Source organism: Aeromonas sp. QDB62 (assembly GCF_027705695.1).
Taxonomy (GTDB): domain Bacteria; phylum Pseudomonadota; class Gammaproteobacteria; order Enterobacterales; family Aeromonadaceae; genus Aeromonas; species Aeromonas allosaccharophila.
Genome location: NZ_JAPDCD010000013.1, coordinates 40,759 through 61,801, shown reverse-complemented (window position 1 = coordinate 61,801; position 21,043 = coordinate 40,759). Strand labels below are relative to the sequence as shown.

18 protein-coding genes are annotated in these 21,043 nt (G+C 61.5%); 3 read left to right on the top strand and 15 right to left on the bottom strand.

The genetic code is table 11. The annotated features are described in order from the left end of the window. Nucleotides 1-17: 17 nt before the first annotated feature. From OKC27_RS08600 to OKC27_RS08545, 12 genes are all read right to left on the bottom strand, one after another. Complete coding sequence (locus OKC27_RS08600) at nucleotides 18-458, bottom strand: prepilin-type N-terminal cleavage/methylation domain-containing protein (protein WP_058394770.1); 441 nt, start codon at nucleotides 456-458, stop codon at nucleotides 18-20. Between the two features lie 14 nt (nucleotides 459-472). After that, complete coding sequence (locus OKC27_RS08595; protein WP_182938840.1) at nucleotides 473-1,144, bottom strand: prepilin-type N-terminal cleavage/methylation domain-containing protein; 672 nt, start codon at nucleotides 1,142-1,144, stop codon at nucleotides 473-475. Nucleotides 1,145-1,221: 77 nt separating this feature from the next. Further along, the gene (locus tag OKC27_RS08590; RefSeq protein ID WP_182938839.1) at nucleotides 1,222-1,683 is read right to left on the bottom strand and encodes a hypothetical protein; all 462 of its coding nucleotides are present in this window, start codon (nucleotides 1,681-1,683) and stop codon (nucleotides 1,222-1,224) included. Between the two features lie 247 nt (nucleotides 1,684-1,930). Next, a complete protein-coding gene (locus tag OKC27_RS08585) occupies nucleotides 1,931-3,151 on the bottom strand; it encodes a type II secretion system F family protein (protein WP_270806171.1) in 1,221 nt (406 codons plus the stop codon). A 3-nt stretch (nucleotides 3,152-3,154) separates the two neighbouring features. Beyond that, nucleotides 3,155-4,864 (bottom strand): MSHA fimbrial ATPase MshE, encoded by a 1,710-nt coding sequence (gene mshE, locus OKC27_RS08580; RefSeq protein WP_042057133.1) that lies wholly within the window; start codon nucleotides 4,862-4,864, stop codon nucleotides 3,155-3,157. 74 nt (nucleotides 4,865-4,938) lie between these two features. Further along, nucleotides 4,939-6,033 (bottom strand): tetratricopeptide repeat protein, encoded by a 1,095-nt coding sequence (locus OKC27_RS08575; protein WP_270806170.1) that lies wholly within the window; start codon nucleotides 6,031-6,033, stop codon nucleotides 4,939-4,941. A 100-nt stretch (nucleotides 6,034-6,133) separates the two neighbouring features. Then, a complete protein-coding gene (gene mshM, locus OKC27_RS08570; protein ID WP_270806169.1) occupies nucleotides 6,134-7,024 on the bottom strand; it encodes an MSHA fimbrial biogenesis protein MshM in 891 nt (296 codons plus the stop codon). A gap of 92 nt (nucleotides 7,025-7,116) precedes the next feature. Continuing rightward, a complete protein-coding gene (gene mshL / locus OKC27_RS08565; RefSeq protein WP_270806168.1) occupies nucleotides 7,117-8,790 on the bottom strand; it encodes a pilus (MSHA type) biogenesis protein MshL in 1,674 nt (557 codons plus the stop codon). A gap of 70 nt (nucleotides 8,791-8,860) precedes the next feature. Continuing rightward, the gene (locus OKC27_RS08560) at nucleotides 8,861-9,190 is read right to left on the bottom strand and encodes a SctD/MshK family protein (RefSeq protein ID WP_058054210.1); all 330 of its coding nucleotides are present in this window, start codon (nucleotides 9,188-9,190) and stop codon (nucleotides 8,861-8,863) included. Further along, on the bottom strand, nucleotides 9,183-9,830 hold the full coding sequence (locus OKC27_RS08555; protein ID WP_182933345.1) for an MSHA biogenesis protein MshJ: 648 nt from the start codon (nucleotides 9,828-9,830) through the stop codon (nucleotides 9,183-9,185). The genes OKC27_RS08560 and OKC27_RS08555 overlap by 8 nt, the downstream gene beginning before the upstream one ends. Continuing rightward, nucleotides 9,830-10,423 (bottom strand): PilN domain-containing protein, encoded by a 594-nt coding sequence (locus OKC27_RS08550; RefSeq protein ID WP_270806167.1) that lies wholly within the window; start codon nucleotides 10,421-10,423, stop codon nucleotides 9,830-9,832. The genes OKC27_RS08555 and OKC27_RS08550 overlap by 1 nt, the downstream gene beginning before the upstream one ends. Then, entirely contained in the window at nucleotides 10,423-11,286 is an 864-nt protein-coding gene (locus tag OKC27_RS08545; RefSeq protein ID WP_058054213.1) for a hypothetical protein, read from the bottom strand. The genes OKC27_RS08550 and OKC27_RS08545 overlap by 1 nt, the downstream gene beginning before the upstream one ends. Nucleotides 11,287-11,372: 86 nt before the next feature. On the opposite strand from OKC27_RS08545, the gene OKC27_RS08540 reads away from it, so the two are divergent. After that, entirely contained in the window at nucleotides 11,373-12,296 is a 924-nt protein-coding gene (locus OKC27_RS08540; protein ID WP_182938836.1) for a 1-aminocyclopropane-1-carboxylate deaminase/D-cysteine desulfhydrase, read from the top strand. Between the two features lie 63 nt (nucleotides 12,297-12,359). On the opposite strand, the gene OKC27_RS08535 is transcribed toward OKC27_RS08540, so the two are convergent. After that, a complete protein-coding gene (locus tag OKC27_RS08535) occupies nucleotides 12,360-14,288 on the bottom strand; it encodes an EAL domain-containing protein (RefSeq protein ID WP_182938835.1) in 1,929 nt (642 codons plus the stop codon). 505 nt (nucleotides 14,289-14,793) lie between these two features. On the opposite strand from OKC27_RS08535, the gene OKC27_RS08530 reads away from it, so the two are divergent. Beyond that, on the top strand, nucleotides 14,794-16,320 hold the full coding sequence (locus OKC27_RS08530; RefSeq protein ID WP_418133795.1) for an EAL domain-containing protein: 1,527 nt from the start codon (nucleotides 14,794-14,796) through the stop codon (nucleotides 16,318-16,320). Between the two features lie 201 nt (nucleotides 16,321-16,521). Next, nucleotides 16,522-17,619 (top strand): calcium:proton antiporter, encoded by a 1,098-nt coding sequence (locus OKC27_RS08525; RefSeq protein ID WP_182938833.1) that lies wholly within the window; start codon nucleotides 16,522-16,524, stop codon nucleotides 17,617-17,619. 145 nt (nucleotides 17,620-17,764) lie between these two features. On the opposite strand, the gene hutH is transcribed toward OKC27_RS08525, so the two are convergent. Together hutH and hutU are read right to left on the bottom strand one after the other, a co-directional pair. Further along, nucleotides 17,765-19,297 (bottom strand): histidine ammonia-lyase, encoded by a 1,533-nt coding sequence (hutH, locus tag OKC27_RS08520; RefSeq protein WP_182938832.1) that lies wholly within the window; start codon nucleotides 19,295-19,297, stop codon nucleotides 17,765-17,767. Nucleotides 19,298-19,301: 4 nt separating this feature from the next. Continuing rightward, the gene (hutU, locus tag OKC27_RS08515; RefSeq protein WP_182938831.1) at nucleotides 19,302-21,011 is read right to left on the bottom strand and encodes a urocanate hydratase; all 1,710 of its coding nucleotides are present in this window, start codon (nucleotides 21,009-21,011) and stop codon (nucleotides 19,302-19,304) included. Nucleotides 21,012-21,043 lie beyond the last annotated feature (32 nt).

Here is a 21,043-nt window from a genome sequence, read left to right as displayed (position 1 = left end):
CGCTTGCATTAATAGTATTAGTTAGCTGTACAGTTGGCACCGCTCACAGTCACCTCAAAGGTCGCGCCTACGGTGCTAGCTTCTTTGTAGATAACTTGGCAGCTATTCGCTTGGCTAGATTTGAAAACACCATTGTCATCAACAGCCCAACCACCATCAACAGTTACCGATGCACCAATCCCGGCTTTATTTGCAGTTGGGTAGCCATGCTTAGTCGTCACAGTGCCAGTGCCAGCAGAAACTGCGCTGGACGGTGCCTTCTCTGTGCCATCCAATACGGAACGGCTATATACCAACTGAGCACCGCTCTTCACCGCAGCTGCAACACCCAACGCAGCAGCTTGATTTGCATCATCCTGAAGATTCAGGAACTTGGGTGCAGCGGTGACCGCCAGAATACCCAGAATGATGATCACGATAACCAGTTCGATCAGGGTAAAACCCGCCTGTTTTTTCATTTCACTTTCCTCTGTCAGTTAATATTGGTGGTCACCTGACCGGATGCCGGACGGTAACTGAAACTCATAAATGCATCAGTCTTGCCTTGCGGATCCTGATACTTGCCATCACTGCCCTTACTCAAACTATTGACCAGATAGTAGCGGCAGACCGAATCAAGCCCGCTACCACTCACGGTGGCATAGTATTTCAGGTCATTCCCGCTACCACGCACTTCATTGAAGGTGGCCGTAGCCTTGGGCGGGTTTTGTAGCAGCCCCTCCCAAATATTGAGACAACGTTCGGCTGTCAGATTGGCCGGATCCACATTAGGATTGCCGCTGGCAGCAGTATCCATGGGATAACCGGGCGACAGCTCGCCATTGCTGATCTGGGTCTCGGTCGGGGTAGTCAGATAGAAGCGGCTGCCGTCATAGAGCACGGTATTGAGACTGTCCTGTTTGGCGCGACCTTCCGCCTCCCATTGAGCCCGCACCAGCGAAACGCCGGTAGCAAAACCGCCGGAGACCCCTTCCACGCTGGCCTTTTTCGCTTCGTCAGTCACATCGAGAAAGCGTGGCAGCGCCGTTACCGCCAGAATCCCCAGGATCACGATCACGATCACCAGCTCAATGAGGGAGAAGCCAGTGGCCCGTCTCATCATCCCGTTTTCCGGCATTGTTGGTGCCATTGGTTTCATTGTCATGCTCCCTCCGTAATGCCTCGCATTATTTCATGCAGGCCCAAAAAAATCATGTACTTGGGTCATATGATTAGCTTCATTCAAGGCTTTTTCATCACTCGCCCGTCAGAAAACTGATAAATCAGCCAATAACCATCCCACCCCATCTCGCAACCACTGCCATCGGGGCGGGCCAGAACCTGCAACGGGGGCATGCCGCCGTCCGTCTCACCCACCAGAGCCAGCCACAACTGGCGGCAATTTTCCGAAGGGGATTGCAGCGGTACCAGCCCGAGTGGCCAACCACGCTCATCAAATTGCCAACCCTGACCCGCACTATGCAAGGTGTCGGGACGTCGCTCATCGAGCCAGAGGCCGTGCAAACGCTGTGCCCGCTCGGCGAATTGCTCTCCCAGTAGAGTGAGCGCCAGTTGCTGCGCCTCTTCCCGATGGACCTGATAGCTGCGCACCAGGGTGGCGACGATCACCATCAGCAGGATCACCACGGCGATCCGCCGATATCCGGTCAGCCAGCGATCATCCTGCTGCGTCTGTCTGCTCATCCCGTCCTCGACTCCACCGAGCTCTTGCCTCTTACTATGCTCATAGTGCCCCGCCAATCAGGCGGTTACTTGCCTCTTACGGCTCCCATCACGCCCCACCACTCAGACGTGAAGAGATCCAGTTCCAGCAAGATTACTTGCCGCGAACCGCGCGCATCATGCCCCACCACTCAAGCGAGAAGATGCCGAGTTATTTGCCACGAACCGCGCACATCATGCCCCACCGCTCAGGCGTGAAGATGCCGAGTTACTTGCCTCTTACTGCTCGCATCATGTCCCACATTGGTGTGAAGATACCGAGCGCCAGGATCAGCACCATCACTGCCACGATCCCGATCAGGATCGGTTCGATACGGGCGGTAAGACTCTTGAGGTCATAATCCACCTCCCGCTCGTAATACTCGGCCGCTTCGTGTAGCAGGTCATCGACCTGACCGGTCTCCTCCCCCACGGCGATCATCTGCATCACCAGCGGGGTGAACAGGCCGCTGCTGCTGGCGGTGCGCAGCAGGCTCTCGCCCCGCTCGATACCGGCGCGCATATCCCGCACTCGCCCCGCCATCCAGGCGTTATCCACCGCATCGGCCACCAGGGTCAGCGCGGTGTTAAGCGGCACCCCGGCTTTGAGCATCATGGAAAAACTGCGGGCAAAACGGGCCAGCAGGGAGCGCTCTATGATGGTGCCGACGATCGGCAACTTGAGCTGCCAGCGGTGCCAGGTCAGCTTGCCCTTGGGTGTAGCGACCCAGCGGCGCCAGCCGAACACTATCCCCGCCAGAATGGCGAGCAGCAGCCACCAGTAGTGGACGAAAAAGTGGGAAGTCGCGAGCAGAATGCGGGTCGCCAGCGGCAACTCCACGCCGAATTTGGCGAACATGCCGGCAAACACCGGGATCACCATGATATTGAGGATCACCATGGCGATACCGATGGCGATCATCACGAAGCTGGGGTAGCGCATCGCGGTCTTGATCCGCTTGCGAGTCTCCAGCTCCAGCTCGAAATAGGTGGCGAGCTGCAAAAAGGCCTCTTCCAGCTGACCTGTGTTCTCACCCACATGGATAATGGCGACGAACAGGCTGCTGAATACCTTGGGGTGCGCCTGCATCGAGCTGGAGAGCGGGCGACCATTGCCGAGATCTTCCCCCAGCGAATGAAGCGCCCGCTTGAGCGGCTTGCTGTGGGTGCTCTCTTCCAGCCCGGAGATGGCGCGCAGGATCGGGATCCCGGCCCGGGTCAGGGCATACATCTGGCGGCTGAAGATCACCAGCTCGTCCAGCTTGACGCCCCCTTCCAGCAACAGCGACCAGTCGATGGCGGCGGATTTGGCCTTGCCCGGTTTGAGCTCGGTCGGCATCACACCGCGGCGCATCAGCTGCTCGGCGGCAGCCATCTCGTTGGCCGCTTCGACCACGCCACTGGTGGCGTTGCCCTGGCTGTCACGCCCCTTGTAGGCAAAGTTAGCCATCGCTTACCCCAAATCCTCGGCCAGTCGCAGCACCTCATCCACCGAGGTGATCCCCTGCCGGGCATAATCGAGGGCGGTGAGGGCCAGCGGCCGGTAGTGTTCGTGTTGACGGGCCGCCTTGGCGAACCCTTCCGCATCGTTGCGGCGCAGGGCATCCATCATCGGCTGATCCAGCTCCAGCAGCTCGTAGACCCCGATCCGGCCAGAATAACCGGTAAAGTTGCAGCTCTGGCAACCCCGTCCCTTATGATAGGTGTGCTGGCCGGGCGCCTCGCCGGAGAGCACGGTGAGCCAGGTGGCCTGCCCTTCGTCAGGCGCCTTCTCCTCGACGCAGTGCTCGCACACCCGCCGCACCAGCCGCTGGGCGACCACCGCCCGCAGGGCGCTCGCCACCAGATAGCCGGGCGCCCCCATGTCGATCAGACGCAGGGCACTGGTCACCGCATCGTTGGTGTGCAGGGTGGTCAGCACCAGGTGACCGGTGATGGCGCCACGCAAGCCGATCTCCACCGTCTCGTTGTCCCGCATCTCACCCACCAGCAAGATGTCCGGATCCTGACGCAAGGTGGAGCGCAGCACATGAGAAAACGTGAGGCCAATCTTGGGGTTGACCTGCACCTGATTGACGCGGGGCAAGCGATACTCCACCGGGTCTTCTACCGTGATGATCTTGTGGCTGGACTGGTTGAGCTCGGAGAGCGCGCCATAGAGGGTGGTGGTCTTGCCGCTACCGGTCGGGCCAGTCACCAGGATCATGCCGTGCGGGCGTTTGAGCTGGCGGCGGAAACGGGTCAGGATCTCCGGCGGCATGCCGGTCTCGGTCAGCGACAGGATGCCGGAGGATTGATCCAGCAGACGCATCACCACCGACTCGCCATATTGCACCGGCATGGTGGACATCCGCACATCCACATCGCGACCGCGCACCTTCATGTTGAAACGGCCATCCTGTGGCAAGCGCTTCTCGGAAATATCGAGCCCCGCCACCAGCTTGAGACGCAACACCAGCGCCTGGGCGATGCGCACCTCGTTGAGAATGTTCTCGTGGAGGATGCCATCGATCCGCTGGCGAATGCGCAGCACCTTTTCGTCCGGCTCGATGTGGATATCCGACGCCCCCACCTGCACCGCATCCTCGAACAGGGAGCGCAGCAGCTTGGCTACCGTCGCCTCCCCCTCGTCATTGGCCCCCAGATTGCTGGAGCCCAGCTCGAAGCCGGAGTCCTGATACTCCTCCTGCAGCTGTTCGGCGAAGCTCTCGATCTCGCGAGTACGGCGATAGAGGCGGTCGAAATACTCCAGCAGTTGCCCTTCCCGCGCCACCGCCAGCACCATGATGCGCGGGCTGAGCAGGGCGGCGATGGCATCCAGTGCGCTCAGATCCGCAGGATCCGACATCGCCACCGTCACCTTGTTGTCGGTGAGGTTGACCGCCAGCGCGCGGTATCGGCGCGCCTGCACTTCGGGCAGCAGCGGCACCGCGGCGGCGTCGATGGTGAGGTTGTTGAGATCGAAGAAGGGCACATCCAGCTGGCGGGCGAGGAACTGCAGCAGCTGCACCTCGCTGATAAAACCGAGATCAATCAGGGTGGTGCCCAGCTTGCGGCCGGTCTGACGCTGCTGCTGCAGGGCAAGCTGCAACTGATCATCAGAGATGATCTGCTCTTGTACCAGCAGGTCGCCGAGGCGCATTTTCAGTCTGGGTTGTGCCATGTTTGCTCCGATGTCTGTTACTTCACACCCGTTGCCGCATTCGATCAGGCTTCGCTAATCGAACTTGCGTTTTATCAAGGGGTTAGTTGGCCAATTCGTTGTTCCAGCCAGTTGGTCGACGCCTCGCCGAGGTTGCCGTGCAGCAGGGCGTTGCGATAGGCATCGAGCGCTCGCTGGCTGTGCCCCTGACCATCCTCGGCCACGCCGAGGCCAAGCCACCAGCGGCCCTGATCCGGCTGCTGGCGCAGCAGCTTCACATAGAGCGCCGCTGCATCGGCATTCTGGCCCAGCTCCTGGGTCAGCCCGGCCCAGGTGGCGTAGTAGTCCATGTTGCTGGCAAGATCCGGCTGATAGCCGGATAACCAGCCAAGCGCCTGCTGCTGCTGACCCTCGCTGATGGCAAGGCGGGCCAGCAGCAGACGAAAATCGGCCTGCTGGGGATCGAGCCGGATCCCCTCCTCCAGCAGCTGACGCGCCTCAGTCAGGCGGCCCTCGCCGTAGAGCAGCCCCGCCAGCTGCTCCCGCGCCCCCTGGTTGTAGGGATCGTGGGCCAGCACGTCGTAATAGTTGTCCTGCGCATCCCGCAGGCTTCCCTTGACCATGGCAGTGGTCGCCTTGCGCTCCGCCAGCGCCGCCAGCTCCTTGGCCGACAGCTCCACCGTCTCGATCTTCAATACGCCCGGTTTGCGCGGCGCGCTGGCGACGGCCTGCTGCTCTGCCGCCAGTTCGGCGTAAAGCTCGGGCTGCAGCTCTTCATCGGTCGGCTCCGACTCGTCAAAATCACTAGAGGCATCAAAGGGCGCACCGTCGGCCGTGTCGCCCGAGTCACCTTCTCCGGCCTCGTCATTCACTTCATCCTGACTTGGCAGCGGCAGCGCAGCCGCCACCTCGACCGGCTCGGGCTGGCTGACTGGCGCGGCGGCCCTTGTCACCACATCGGGAGTCACCGCATCGGGGGCGACCGCTTCGCTGGTAGCCGTGACGGTATGGGTCTGCTGCCAGTAGATCCAGGTTCGCCAACCGAGGATCCCCAGCGCCAGACCGCAGATCAGGGTCAGCAGCAACATCCACCATCCCTGCTGACGCGCAGGGGCAATATAGACGGCAGCGCCATCGGATCCTTGCTGGCGCTGATCCAGATCTTTCAGCATCTGGTTGATGACGCTCATGGCCAGACTCCATAAGCCAGCATAGGTATCCGCCAGCCCCATGTTGACGCACAACGCAGCTGGGGCGCTCTCATATCCCCGAGCATCTGGTTGATCTCGTTCATGGCCAGACTCCATAAGCCAGGGCGCACCCCAGCAACAGTAACAGGGGCCACCAGCGCCGTGGCGCAAAGCGGCTGACATCGTCGGTATCGCGAATGGCGAGCCGCACCAGACGGCTATCGATCTGGCGCACACCCTGACCATAGGCCAGCATCAGGCACTTCTGCGCCAGGATGTTGATAAGTCTCGGGATCCCTCGCGAGGCTCGCCACAACAGGCGCATGGCGCGACCGGCAAACAGCGGCGCCCCGCGATACCCGGAGACCTGCAATCTGTGCTCCAGATAGGCGCGGGTCTCGTCAAAACGCAGCGGCCGCAGGCAATAGGAGAAGCCAATCCGCTGGCGCAGTTGGCGCAGATGTGGCTTGGCCAGTCTGGCATCCAGCTCCGGCTGGCCGAACAGCACGATCTGCAGCAGCTTGCTCGATTCGGTCTCGAGATTGCCGAACAGCCGGATCGCCTCCAGCGTCTCGTCCGGCAGCGCCTGCGCCTCGTCGATCAGCACCACCACCCGACTGCCCTGCTGGTGCAGGCTGATCAGGTGACGATGGATGCGATCGGTGAGATCCAGCTCGCTCTGATCCCGCACCGCCAACCCCAGCTCCAGCGCCAGCGCGATGCGCAGCTCGGCCGGGGTGAGGTGGGGATTGGGCAACCAGGCCAGCCGCACCGGGCGCGCTTCCGAGCCCAGCTCGCTTAGCAACTTGCGGCAGAGCAGGGTCTTGCCGGTACCCACCTCGCCGGTCACCTTGATAAAGCCCTCCCCCTGCGCCAGCGCCCAGTTAAGCACCTGCAGCGCCTCTTCGTGAGGCGGCAGACCGTAGTAGAAGCCGGTATTGGGGGTGAGGCCAAACGGCGCCTCCTGCAGGCCGAAGTGGGTCAGGTACATGAGACCTCACCTGCCACGGCGAGCACGCGACCTGTGCTGGCAAGGCCGCACAGGCCGTTCGGGATAAGGATGACCGCATCTGGTGTCATGGGTCAGCCCTTGGCCGGATACCACTTGTCGAGCAGCTCGGAGGAGCGTTGCAGCTCGTTTTGCCAGGTATCTTTCTCCACCACGGTCGGTTTGAGCATGATCACCAGCTCCACCTTCTTGGTACTCTCGCGGCGGTTGGTAAAGGCTTCGCCCACCCAGGGAATATCCCCCAGCAGCGGCACCTTGCTGACGATCTCCTGCTTGTCGGTCTTCATCAGACCACCGATGACGATGATGTCGCCGTTATTGGCCTGCACCACGGTATCGGATTCGCGGATAGAGCTCTTGGCGAGCGGCAGCTCCAGCGGTTTGGCGGTGCCGACGTTGATGATCTTCTTCTGCTCTTCGGTATCGATAACCGAGGGGTGGATATGCAGCAGCACCCGACCCTCTTCATCGATCTGCGGCGTCACATCCAGCGCAATACCGGAGAAGAAGGGGGTCAGCTCCACATTGGGGGTCACGATAGGTTCGGCCGTGCCGGTCGAGGTCACGGTGGTGGTCGAGGCGTTGGTGACGAAGTACTCGTCCGTGCCAACCTTGATCACCGCCTTCTGGTTGTTGGTCGCGGTGACACGCGGGCTGGAGAGGGTATTTACATCTCCCTGGGTCTTGAGCAGGTTGACCGCCACGTTGAAGTTGCCGTCAGAAATCTTGAAACCGGCGCCGCCACCCAGCGCACTGAAGATCTGGTTGGGGGTGGTAGGCAACTGTGAGGTGTCTGCTGAACCGCCGCCGGTGATCCCCTTGTTGCCATCCCAACTGGCAGAGAGACCGCTCCAGTCCACCCCCTGCTCGTACCCTTCGTTGAGGGCGACTTCGATAATCCGCGCCTCCAGCACCACCTGACGCTTGAGGTGACTCTCGGATTGGTTGAGGAATTCACGCACCGCCTTGAGCTCTTTCGGATAGGCGCGGATGGTGACCAGACCCGCCTGCGGGCTGGTGATCACGGCGCGCCCATCGCCACTGCCGATCAGGGTCTGCAGAGAGTCGCGCAGATCGGTCCAGTAGTCGCTGTTGGTATCGGTCTCGATACGGGTGCCGTTACTGCTGTCGCCGCTCGAGTTGTTGCTGGAGGAGTTGTTAGAGCTGTTGTTGTTGGACGAGTTGTCGAAGCTGCCGTTGCTGTCGTTGTTGCTGTCATTGGCGGTCACCCCGCCGGTACTGACCGAGGTGCGGGAGAGGCCACGGCGGGACATCATCAGGTAGTTGACCGGGATGGTTTCGGTGCGCAGGCCCGCCGGATAGATATGGAAGACATTGCCCTTGCGCTGCACGTCAAAGCCGTACATGTCGCCCACCACCGCCAGCACTTCCGGCAGGGTCACATCTTTCAGCTCGACGGAGACCAGCCCGGCCACACCGGGGTGCACCGCCACGCTATAGCGGGAGCCCTTGAACAGGGAACCGAAAAACTCCACCGCCTCCACGTCGTGAGCCGCGATCCGCAGCCGCTTCTCCGGCATGCCGACCGGCATCTGCGGCCGGTTCAGCTGCAGCAATTCACTTTGCACCGATTTGGGCAAGGCGGTCAGCGGGGCAGCCTGCTTCTGCTGGTCGTTCATGGCCTGCTTGAGCGCATCCTTGGCCTGGGTCGGCTCGGGGTGCTGATACGTGGTACAGCCTGCGGCCATCATGGCCACGGTGATCAGACAGAAACGGTGTTTTTTCATGTAATTAGGGCACCCTGACTTGCAATTAAACTCGATAAAGCCGGCTCACCTGCCAACGGGCAGCTGCGACTCACACCCGGATCTTGCTGGCAAACAGTGTTACCGCATGGCGTTTTCCCGCCTTTTCCAGCACCACGGCATCGGCATTGATGGCCACCAGCGTATAGCCGTCCACCTGTTGTCCGACCCGATAACTCTTGCCATTGAGTACCGCCAGTGCCGGGCCATTGCCCAGCACCACGCTCTGCAGCTTCGGCAAACCGGCGCTGCTCTCGCCGGTCGCACGGGCACCAACCGCCACATCCGCCAGCGGCGCGGTGGGATCCTGCAATACCTCGACCTGCTCCGCCTGTACCAGCACGCTGAACAGGCAACAGCACAACGCAAACACTCTAGCCACGGATAAACTCCTTGCTGGTACTCAGGGTGTAGATCTCCATCTCCACCACCGCGCCGGGATAGGCTTTGACCTGATAGTCGAACTGCTTCCAGTAGAAGTGGCGCGGCAAGGCTTCCAGCGCTTTAAGATATTGATACACATCGAAATAGCCGCCTTCAAGCTGAAGCCGGATACCATGCTTGTATAAATTGACCTTCTGCTCCCCCGCCATCAGCGGGGTCGGCTCCAGCGAACTGAGCGCCAGCATATGGAGATTGGCGGAGCGGGAGAGCAGCGCCTCCAGCACCAGCGGCATCTCGTGCGCCGGGATCAGATCGACGGTCTGGGCCTTCAGCTCACCGTCGATCCGAGCCAGATCTGCTTCCACTTGCGCCAACTGGTCACGCACTCCCTGATTGGGATCCCGCTTGAGGCGAGCCTGTTTGCCGAGGTTCTCCAGCTCCATGATTTCGAGGTCACGCTCGGCGGCGCTCAGGGCCATGCGATCCTGCTGCAGGCGGGCATCGGCGCCCTCGAGCCAGCCGTAAATGCCGGCCGCGCCCAGCAGTACCAGACCGGTCAGCAGGATCAACACCCGCTCCCGCTGGCTCAACACGGCGATACGCTGGCCCCATGCCTGCCATTGTGCTTTCAGGTTCATCAGGGTTTCTCCCGCGCAATGCCGCTCAACTGGAAGGTCAGGCGACCCTCCTTGTCACGACTCAGGGTCAGTTCACCAAACTCCTTGCCCACCAGACTCGGGGTCTGCTTGAAGCGGTTGACCCAGGCTGGCACATCCTGACTGCGGCCAGCAAAGCCGGAGAGGTTGATCCGCCCTTCGTTGATCTCGATGCGCTGCAACGAAAGGTTGCTGTCGCGAATGCGGGAGAGATCCGCCATCACGCTGGCGTAGCCCTGGGATTTTTGCAGGGTCAGGCTGCCCAGCTGGCGCATCAGCCCCTGCTTGGCCGTCAGTTCATCCTGCTTGTTGACCAGTTGCTGTTGCAATCGGGGATCTGCCTGATGGCGCGCCAACTCGGCATCGAGCCGTTGCGCCTCGCTGCGCTTGAGCTCCAGCTCGGCATGACGCTGTGCCAGTGCCCGGCTGACCTGTTGCTGCTGCCAGCCATAACCGACGCCCACCAACAGCATCAGCAGCAGCGCAAAGCCCCACACCAGCGCCATCTGGTTAAGGCTGGCCCACTGCCGTTTGGGGCGAAACTCGGCGCCATAGAGGTTTATCTGACGTTTCATCACGCATCCTCCCCGATGGCGGCGGCATAGGCCGAGAGGTATTCGACACCGGCCAGCACCGCTTTATTGGCCATGGCGGAGACGGCAAAACCAAAGGTCTGCTCCATGTGGCGCACCAGAGTACCGATAAAGGGCGAGGCGACGGCAAACTGCATCTGTCCCAGCTCGGGCAATTTCAGCTGGCCCGCCAGATAGTCGAGGGAGCGCTGGATCTCCAGCGCCAGTGAATCGAGTTGCATGCTGTCCGGCTCATGCTCACCGGTCAGGCTGGAAAAACCGCGCAGCTGGCGAGAGAAGCAGAGCCCCCCCTGATGAAAGACCAGCAGTTGCAGATCCAGCCCCTTGGGCTGCCACAACAGCATGCGCACCACATCATCAGCCTCATAGAGAGAGGTGAGCGCCAGCTCGTCACTGATGATGGATTGCAGGGTGGCGATGCCGTTGATAGCATCGGCCAGCTGTTGCACCCGGCTCTTGGGCAGGCAGATCACATTGATGCGCGGGCGACCGGCAGGCGGAGTGGGCAAATCCACATAGTCCATCGCCAGTTGCAGCACGGGTTCGCTGACATAATCCTTGACCGCCCAGGGGAGCGCCCCCGCCATCTCGGCGTCAGGCACGGCAGGCTTGTCGATCTGGATCTGCTGATAAAGGCTGGCGGCGAGGGCCACCCGCACTCTGGACTTGGCCAGACCATGACGGCTGAACAGCTCGTTGATGGCCACCGCCCACTCCTGCGGGCCGTTGATGGTGCGCGTTGCGAAGACGGGGGGATTGCCCACCGCGGCCAGCATGATCCTGTCATTGGCCAGCAATAGCCCGACCTGGCGGCTTGGCGTCGACCGTCTGAACAGTTGTTTCATGTAAGCCCGCCCATCATAATTGGTTAAATGATTGAAATATTAACATAAACCGCAGATTAGCCTCCAGATAAAAGACGGACTCACCATTGCAAGCCAGCCTTTCAAGCGAGCCGGATGGCCATGCCACCCTGCCCTCCCCCCTGCAACGCCTCCACCACCCGTTGCTGACCCGCTATGACGTCGAGCTCTGGTGCAAGCGGGATGACCTGATCCATCCGGCCATCTCCGGCAACAAGTGGCGCAAGCTCAAGTACCACCTGCTGCATGCCAGCGAGCACGGCAAACAGCACCTGCTCTCGTTCGGCGGTGCCTACTCCAACCATATCCACGCCCTGGCTGCCGCCGGATACCAGACCGGTCTTCGCACTACCGGTATCATACGGGGCGAAGCCGATGCCGTCAGCAATACCACCCTCAGGGATGCCAGACGCTGGGGCATGGATCTCGTTTTCGTCGATCGCCAGAGTTATCGGCGGCGGCAGGATCCCGACTGGCTGGCCCAATTCGATGCACCCGATACCCTGATCGTTCCGGAAGGGGGTAGCAGCCCGCTGGCTATCCCCGGGGTGGCCGAGCTGGTCGGCGAAGTGCCCTTCTCGCCAGATCTCTGGGTACTGCCCTGTGCCAGCGGTGGCACTCTGGCAGGACTCATCGCTGGCAAACGGGATCGGGAGCAGATCCTCGCCATTGCGGTGCTGAAGGGGGGCGACTTTATCGCCGACGAGGTGTGCCGCCTCCATCCCGCAGCCGCCAGCATTCCCGGTTGGCGGATCGCGCTCGATCATCACGACGGTGGCTACGCCAAATTCAGCCCGGCGCTCTGGCAGTGGGTAGAGGATTTTAGCGCCGAAACCGGCCTGCCGCTGGAGCCCATCTACAGTGGCAAGGCGATGTGGGGGCTGTTTCGCGAGCTGGCGGCGGGCCGCATCGCCCCCGGCAGCAAGATCGTCTTTATCCACACCGGCGGCATGCAAGGACTCGCCGGACTGCGGGAGCAGGGGCGGCTGTGAGCCCGCCTGACGGCAACCGCAAACAACAGAGGGTCGCCCCAAGGCGACCCTCTGTTGTTTATCTCACACGCCAGCCGGTTCCGGCACCAGCCGCTGGGGCTCGGCAAACCAGGGCCCCTGCCCGGCATGCACCCCGAGGTGGCGCAGCATCTTCCACTCGTCGCCACTCTCCACCCCCACCGCCAGCACCCGTGTGCGGGTATTGGCGCAGCCCCCCACCAAACTGCGCACCGCCATCTGGTTGACCTGACGGGCGTGGATCTCCCGCACCAGACTTGGGTGCAGCTTGAGGAAGTTGATCTCGAACTCCTTGATGTACTGGGTGCTCACCACATCCTGACCGGCATGATCGATGGCCAGCTGGCAGCCGAGCATCCGCAGGGAGCGCAGCGGCCGCTTGAGCGCCTCGAAGTGACGGGTCACCTGGGATTCGGAGAGTTGCAGGATCAGCCGCTCGTTGGTGCTGCGCGGCAGCTGGAACAGGGCGAAGAAGAGCCAGCGCTGGAACTCGCGGTTGAGCAGGCTCTGGGCACTGAGGGTCAGACTGATGGGGCAGCTCTGCTCGGAGCGCTGGCGCAGCAGGGCGAGGGTCTGTTCCGCCACCAACCGATCCAGTTGCAACAACAGCCCGACTTTCTCCGCCATCGGCATGAAGATCCCCGCCTGCAGGGCTCGCCCCTGTTCGTCGTGCAAGTAGGTGAGCAGCTCCAGCTGCAGCACTACCTGCCCCCGATCCTGCTGGATCGGCTGGGTGTAGAATTCGATGCCGTGCTCTTCGAGGCGGCGACTGATCAGGGTACGCCAGCGCACCGTGCCCTTGCTGCTCTGCTCCTCATCCAGCTGCTTCTCGTAGAGGAACCAGCCGTTGTGCCCCTGCAGACGGGCACTCTTGAGGGCCAGCTCCGCCTCCTCCTGCACCTTGAGCAGGCTGTCTTCGGCCTGATAGCAGACGGCGCCGAGATAGACCGCCGTGTCGGGATTGATCTCCTGCGGCCAGTGCAGTCGTTGCAGGCTCTTGAGCAGCTGGCTGGCACTATCCACCATCTCGCTCTCTGACATATTGGGCAGCAGCACCGCAAAGACCTGACCGGCATAGCGGGCCTGCAGGGCGCCGTTATGCTTGCGCACGAAGGCGCCGATGGTGGCACTCGCCTCCAGCAGCAGGTCGTGCCCCAACAGCTCGAACTGTTCGGCCTCCAGATCCTCCAGACAGGCGAGATCGATCAGCAGCACGCCGCCGCTCATCACGCTCGCCTCCATGATGGCGCTCTCCAGCCGGTTGTCGAAAAACAGCCGGTTGCCGATGCCGGTCATCTTGTCGACGAAGGCGTTGCTGCGAATGAAGTTGTCGAAGCGGCTGCGCTCCTTGCGGGCATCGGCCAGCTCGGCCAGCAGATGGTCGAGGGCCTGACTGGCGGCCACCGGCCACTCTTCGGCGGGGTCGTGGCTCAGCTTGGAGAGTTTGTCATCGAGGATCAGCTGGGCGCGAATGCCCAGTAGTTCGGCACCGCGCAACTGCTGGCGCAGCCAGCGAATGGAGTACCAGAGGCCGAACACCACGATAAAGACGCCGAACGAGATGCCGGACATCGCCCTGATGGAGTATTCCGCCTCCTTGAAGGGACGCTCCAGCTTGAAGTTGGCCTGCATGCCGGTCTGATGGGGCAGCGGGTGGCTGTATGGTTGCAGCAACTGTTCGTCGACCGGATTGCGCACATCGCGGAACCAGTAGACCCGCTGGTCGTTCTGGCGCACCTCCAACTCCACCACATGAGCCGCCCGCAACAAGGTGGGCAGCCAGCGACTCATATCCTCCATGTCGTGAGCGACATCGAGCTGCTTGTCGATCACTTCGACCAGCGCATCGACCTTCTTCTGCTGCAACTCCATGCCCAGCTCGCGAAAGCTGAACACCCCGCCAATCAGCACGGTCGCCATGGCCGCGATCACGCACAGGGTGATAAATGAGACAAGCTGTGTTGTGAGTTTCATGCGCCTTTCCGTATGCCCGGCATCATCCATTGGAGCTCATGGTAGCAGCGGCGGAGTCACCATCACTATGGACGGGGATCCCGCTTCTGCAATTTAAGCGGGCAAGCATAACCCAAAGCAGAGGGAGAATACCAAGGATGACGGGCTGCGAAAGCGGGAGAGGACAAAGTGACGGGCAGAAAAATGGTCCCTCAAAGGGGACCAAAAGGAACACTCATATCAAAACTAACACTCTGTGCTACTGACAAAAAACAGATACAGGAGTATTGAACACACGGTGAGTCAAACCGCAGGGCTACTCTAATGCAGTTCGGATAAGCTGGGCAATTGTCATTTATGACAGGTCAGCGATTGAATCTTGCCAAAGTTAATAATAAAAACATTTAAAATCATATAGTTAAAAAATCAATCAACAAGTGCGACACGTCTGACTCAAATTGATTGCACTAATGCACTATGATGACCTATCCCATTTGTGTCTCATGAAACTGGCAGGTACCCCTTGTTGCGCATCTCATCGGTCTGGATCTCTCTGCTGCTGTTTACCCTGCCCATCGTGGCCAGCCAGTCGCTGGGGTTATGGCTTGCCAAGCCGTTGGCCAACTACCTGCTGGAACAGAAAGTGGCCGAGATAAAGCAGGCACTGGAAGAGCGTCACAAGGAGCTCGATACTGCGCTAACGGAGCAGTTGGCGCAATTTGACTTTGACTGTGGCCCAACGGATATGGCACTGCTGCGCGACCCCCGCTACTACAGCGCCCACATCCGCCTGCAGGGGCTCACACTGGCATCCGGCGCCAGCTGCTCGAGCCTGGGGCCGGGGCTTCCCATTGTCATCACGAATTATCAAGATGATATCCGGCTCGGTAACTTCGGCTTAACCGCGACACCGGCCAAATTCAATACCGAGCAGGAGCTGGTGGCCTACTACCAATCTGGCGAAAATATCGCCTACTGGGTGCTGGATAACAGCTGGAGCCACCAACTGCTGCAGCACCCCTGTGCCAACTGCTTCTATCTGGAATTCAGTGAGCAGGATCCCGAGGTGACCACCACCTACTTCCCCCGCGGCGACAAGACCATCAAGAGCGAAGAGGGACGCCGCAGCATGAGCTTCACCGATCCGGCCGTGCTGACCAGACAGACGGTCTGGGCGGGCAAGGCGCTCAATCAATATGCTCTGCAGCAAGTCAGACTTTACGGTCTCTGGGCTGGCACCCTTCTGGGTGTGGTGCTGACAACAGGTTATTGGTTATTGCGCAACTACCGACGCTCTCTCAAGGGGCTACTGCAGGCGGGGCTGGCACGACAACAGTTCATCCCCTTCTACCAGCCCGTGGTGGACAGCCAAAGCGGCCAGGTTGTTGGATTCGAGGCGCTGCTGCGCTGGCAACGGGGCAACGAACTGATCCCGCCCGGCACCTTTATCGACTATGCGGAAGAGCAGGATCTGATCCTGCCGATGACCAGCCAACTACTGGAAAAAGTGATCGCGGATCTGCCCCAACTCGCACCCAATCAGTGGGTCAGCGTCAACATAGTGGCCGCCCATCTCGAACAATCACACCTGCACGACTTGCTGCAGCGCCATCAATGGCCCTCTCCTGCCCGACTCACCTTCGAACTGACCGAGCGCAAGCCCATTATCGACATCGGGGCCGCAAGCAACCAGATCTCCGCCCTGCAGGCAAAGGGCTATCACTTCAAGCTGGATGACTTCGGGACCGGCTACGGCGGCTTTGCCTACTTGCAAAGCCTGGGGATCCGCCAGATCAAGATCGACAAGATGTTCGTCGACACAATAGGCACCGACGACCTCAAGCGCAGCGTACTGGATGCCACCATCGCCTTTGGCCGGGAATCCGGCATGGAGATGATCGCTGAGGGAGCAGAACGTCAGGAGCAGGTGGACTATCTGCAGCGACACGGCGTGCATCTGATCCAGGGTTATGTCTATGCAGCGCCGATGCCGCTGAACAAGTTGACGCTCTGGTTGCTGGCCTGGCAGCAACATCACTCGAAGGCGGCATAAGTACTCCCCGCCGCACAGGCAAGCCTTGATCAATCGGAAGTCGAGTGGCAAAACCCGACCTCCTCATCTCTTGTAACAAAATGATTTTTCCTTGAGCAGGCAATCGCCTTTATCATTGGCGGGGCCGTCACCCCGGTGACTCGGCCCCACTTTCGCCATACCCCGTCGGTTTAGACCGCCCAGAGATGAGAACCATTGCCTATGAAGACAGTTATCCGGCAAGAGATTGCCCTGCCCGTCGGCCTGCTGACCCTGCTCTTTTTCAAGACCCTGGGCAGCGACCTGCTGACAGAGACAACTCCGCTCGGGATCTATCTTCCGGTATCGGCGGGGCTGCTGGCCATCGTCACCTGGGCCATCTTCTCGGTGGTGCGCCACTCCGACGCCCTCGCCATCAAGCTGGGCGAGCCCTTCGGCACCCTGATCCTCACTCTCTCGGTCATTTCTCTGGAGGTGGTGATGATCTCCTCGGTGATGCTGACCGGCGAGCCCAACCCCACTATGGCGCGCGATACCATGTTTGCGGTGGTGATGCTGGTGAGTACCGGGCTGGTGGGCTTCACCCTGCTGTTTGGCGGCTGGCGCTACCACACCCAGAGCTTCAATCTGGACGGGGTCAAATCCTATCTGGTGGCCATCATTCCGCTGGCGCTGCTCTGTCTGGTGCTGCCCAACTTCACCGAGGGTGGCGCAATCGGCAGCATGTCGCGCGCCATGTCATGGATGCTGATCATCATCTCGATCCTGCTCTACGGCGTCTTTCTGCTGATCCAGACCCGCAGCCACAGCCACTTCTTCGTCGACAGCGATCACGAGGATTACGAGGAGCACCACGGCCCGCTGCAGAGCAACATCTACCATACCCTGCTGCTGCTCGCCTATCTGCTGGTGGTGATACTGCTGGCCAAGACCCTGGCCGTGCCTATCAACTTCGGCGTGAAGATCATGGCGGCGCCTCCTGCGCTGGGGGGCTTTATCGTCGCCTGTATCGTGCTGGCACCCGAGGCGGTCGGCGCCATCAAGGCAGCCATCAACAACCAGCTGCAGCGGGCGATGAACCTCTACTTCGGCTCGGTGCTGGCCACCATCGCCCTCACCGTGCCTGCCGTGCTCTTTATCGGCGCCATGCTGGGTCAGGAGGTGCGCCTCGGCCTCTCCGCCGCCGACATGGTGCTGCTGGTCACCACTCTCATGGTGTGCAAGGTAACCTTCAGCAGCGGCCGCACCAATGTGCTGCACGGCGCTACCCATCTGGTGTTGTTCGTGGTCTATCTGTTCCTGATGTTCGAGCACGAATAACCGCATTCAACCAGCGCCAGAAACGCAAAGACCGCCCGATTGGGCGGTCTTTTATCATCTACTCCCGGATCTCACGGGCGCCAGTGAAGCGGCTTCTCCCTCATCCCCAACCCTTCTCCCGCCAGGGGAGAAGGGGGACCAAGGCTTACAGGCTGGGCAGCACCCCGACCGGGATCAGGTCGTTGTAGCTCGCCTGAGCCAGCAGCTCGGCAGCCGCTTCGATGTCCGGCGAGAAGTACCTGTCCTTGTCGTAGAAGCTCACCTCTGCCCGCAGGCGTCCCTTGGCCAGCTCGATCAGCTCGGTACTGCGCAGCGGCGCGCGGAAATCGAGCCCCTGTGCCGCCGCCAGCAGTTCGACCGCCAGAATGCCGCGGGTATTCTCGGCCATGTCTGCCAGCCGACGACCGGCGAAGGTGGCCATGGAGACGTGATCCTCCTGGTTGGCGGAGGTGGGCAGGCTGTCCACCGAGGCGGGATGGGCCAGCGTCTTGTTCTCGGAGGCGAGCGCCGCCGAGGTGACCTGCGCGATCATAAAGCCCGAATTCACCCCGCCGTTGTTGACCAGAAACGCCGGCAGACCGGACATCCGCGAGTCGATCAGCAGCGCCATCCGCCGCTCGGAGAGGGAACCGATCTCGGCGATGGCCAACGCCAGATTGTCGGCAGCGAAGGCCACCGGCTCGGCGTGGAAGTTGCCGCCGGAGAGGATCTCCTCGTCATCGGCAAACACCAGCGGGTTGTCGGAGACCGCGTTGGCCTCGCACACCAGCACCTCGGCGGCGTGGCGGATCTGGGCCAGACAAGCCCCCATCACCTGCGGCTGGCAGCGCAATGAGTAGGGATCCTGCACCTTCTCGCAGTTGTGATGGGACATGCCGATCTCGCTGCCATCCACCAGCAGGTGACGATAACAGGCGGCCGCGTCGATCTGGCCGCGCTGACCGCGCACCGCGTGGATGCGGGCATCGAACGGACGGCGGCTGCCAAGGGCGGCTTCCACACTCATGGCGCCGATGGTGATGGCACCGGCGAACAGATCCTCGGCGTGGAACAGCCCCTCCAGCGCAAAGGCGGTGCTCGCCTGGGTGCCGTTGAGCAGCGCCAGCCCCTCTTTTGGCGCCAGCGCGATGGGCTCGAGCCCGGCAATTTTCAGCGCCGTGGCGGCGTCGATCAGCTCGCCCTTGTGGCGCGCCTTGCCTTCACCGATCAGCAGGCAGCTCATGTGGGCCAGCGGTGCCAGATCGCCGGAAGCGCCGACGGAGCCCTTCTTCGGCACCACCGGATAGACCTCGGCATTGACCAGCTTCATCAGCGCCTCCAGCACCTCCAGCCGGATGCCGGAGAAGCCCCGCGCCAGCGAGTTGAGCTTGAGCACCATCATCAGCCGCACGGTGGCGTCATCCATATAGGTGCCAATCCCTGCCGCGTGGGAGAGCACGATGGAGCGCTGCAACTCGTCAAGCTGCTCCACCGGAATGCGGGTGTTGGCCAGCAGGCCAAAGCCGGTGTTGATGCCATACACCACCCGGTTCTGCTCGATCACCTTGGTGACCACCGCAGCGGAGGCGTGGATCCCCGGCAGGGCGGCCGGATCCAGTGAAACATGTACCGGCTCGCGGCTGACGCGGCGCAGGGTGGCAAGATCCAGCTCGCCCGGAGTAATAGTCAATTCAAACATGGTGTTACACCTTTCCTTTGACACCGTGGGCGCCGTCAATCATCGGCAGATCCAGTTTCGCCTCATGGGCACAGTTGATGGCAATCTCGTAACCCGCATCCGCGTGGCGCATCACGCCGGTGGCCGGATCGTTACGCAGTACCCGACCGACGCGGCGGGCCGCATCGTCGGTGCCGTCACAGACGATCACCACGCCGGAGTGCTGGGAGAAGCCCATGCCGACCCCGCCGCCGTGGTGCAGGGAGACCCAGGTCGCACCACCGGCGGTGTTGAGCAGGGCGTTGAGCAGCGGCCAGTCGGAGACGGCATCGGAGCCATCCATCATCGACTCGGTCTCGCGGTTCGGGCTGGCCACCGAGCCGGAATCCAGATGGTCGCGGCCAATCACGATAGGCGCCTTCAGCTCGCCATTTTTCACCATCTCGTTGAAGGCCAGACCGAGCCGCACCCGATCCTTGACCCCGACCCAGCAGATCCGCGCCGGCAGCCCCTGAAACGCGATGCGCTCGCGAGCCATGTCGAGCCAGTTGTGCAGGTGGGGATCGTCCGGGATCAGCTCTTTCACCTTCTGATCGGTCTTGTAAATATCCTCCGGATCGCCGGAGAGGGCCACCCAACGGAACGGGCCGATCCCCTCACAGAACAGCGGGCGAATGTAGGCTGGGACGAAGCCGGGGAAATCGAAGGCGTTCGCCACCCCCTCCTCCAGCGCCATCTGGCGGATGTTGTTGCCGTAATCCAGAGTCGCCGCGCCACGGGCTTGCAGGGTCAGCATCGCCTCCACCTGACGGGCCATGGAGCGACGGGCGGCCAGATTCACCTCCTGCGGGGCGCTTTGTTGCAGCTCGCGCCACTTGGCAACGCTCCAACCCTGCGGCAGGTAGCCGTGGATCGGGTCGTGGGCAGAGGTCTGGTCGGTCACCACATCCGGCGTGATGCCACGGGCCACCAGTTCGGCAAATACGTCGGCGGCGTTGCCGAGCAGACCGACGGAGACGGCGCTGCCGCTCTGCTTGGCTTCCTCGACCATGGCCAGCGCCTCATCCAGCGTGTGGGCCTTCTTGTCCACATAGCGGGTCTTGAGGCGAAAATCGATACGGGTCTCGTCGCACTCCACGGCGATCATCGAGAAACCGGCCATGGTGGCAGCCAGCGGCTGGGCACCGCCCATGCCACCGAGACCACCGGTGAGGATCCAGCGGCCCGCAGGCTCGCCGTTGAAGTGCTGATTGGCCACCGCGAAGAAGGTTTCGTAGGTACCCTGCACGATCCCCTGAGTGCCGATGTAGATCCACGAACCCGCGGTCATCTGGCCGTACATCATCAGGCCCTTCTTATCGAGCTCGTTGAAGTGCTCCCAGTTGGCCCAGTGCGGCACCAGGTTGGAGTTGGCGATCAGCACTCGGGGCGCGTCCTTGTGGGTCTGGAACACCCCGACCGGCTTGCCGGATTGCACCAGCAGGGTCTGATCCTCCTCCAGCCGGGTCAGCACCTCGACAATCTTGTCAAAGCAGGCCCAGTTGCGGGCGGCGCGACCGATGCCGCCATAGACCACCAGCGACTGGGGATGCTCGGCCACCTCGGGATCCAGATTGTTCATCAGCATCCGCAGCGGCGCCTCGGTGAGCCAGCTCTTGGCTGTCAGTTCGGTGCCGCGCGGGGCACGGATCACGCGATTGGGATCGTGGCGGGGATCCTGCTGTTGCACAGACATACACACTCCTTGTTGTATCAATACGGTGCCTT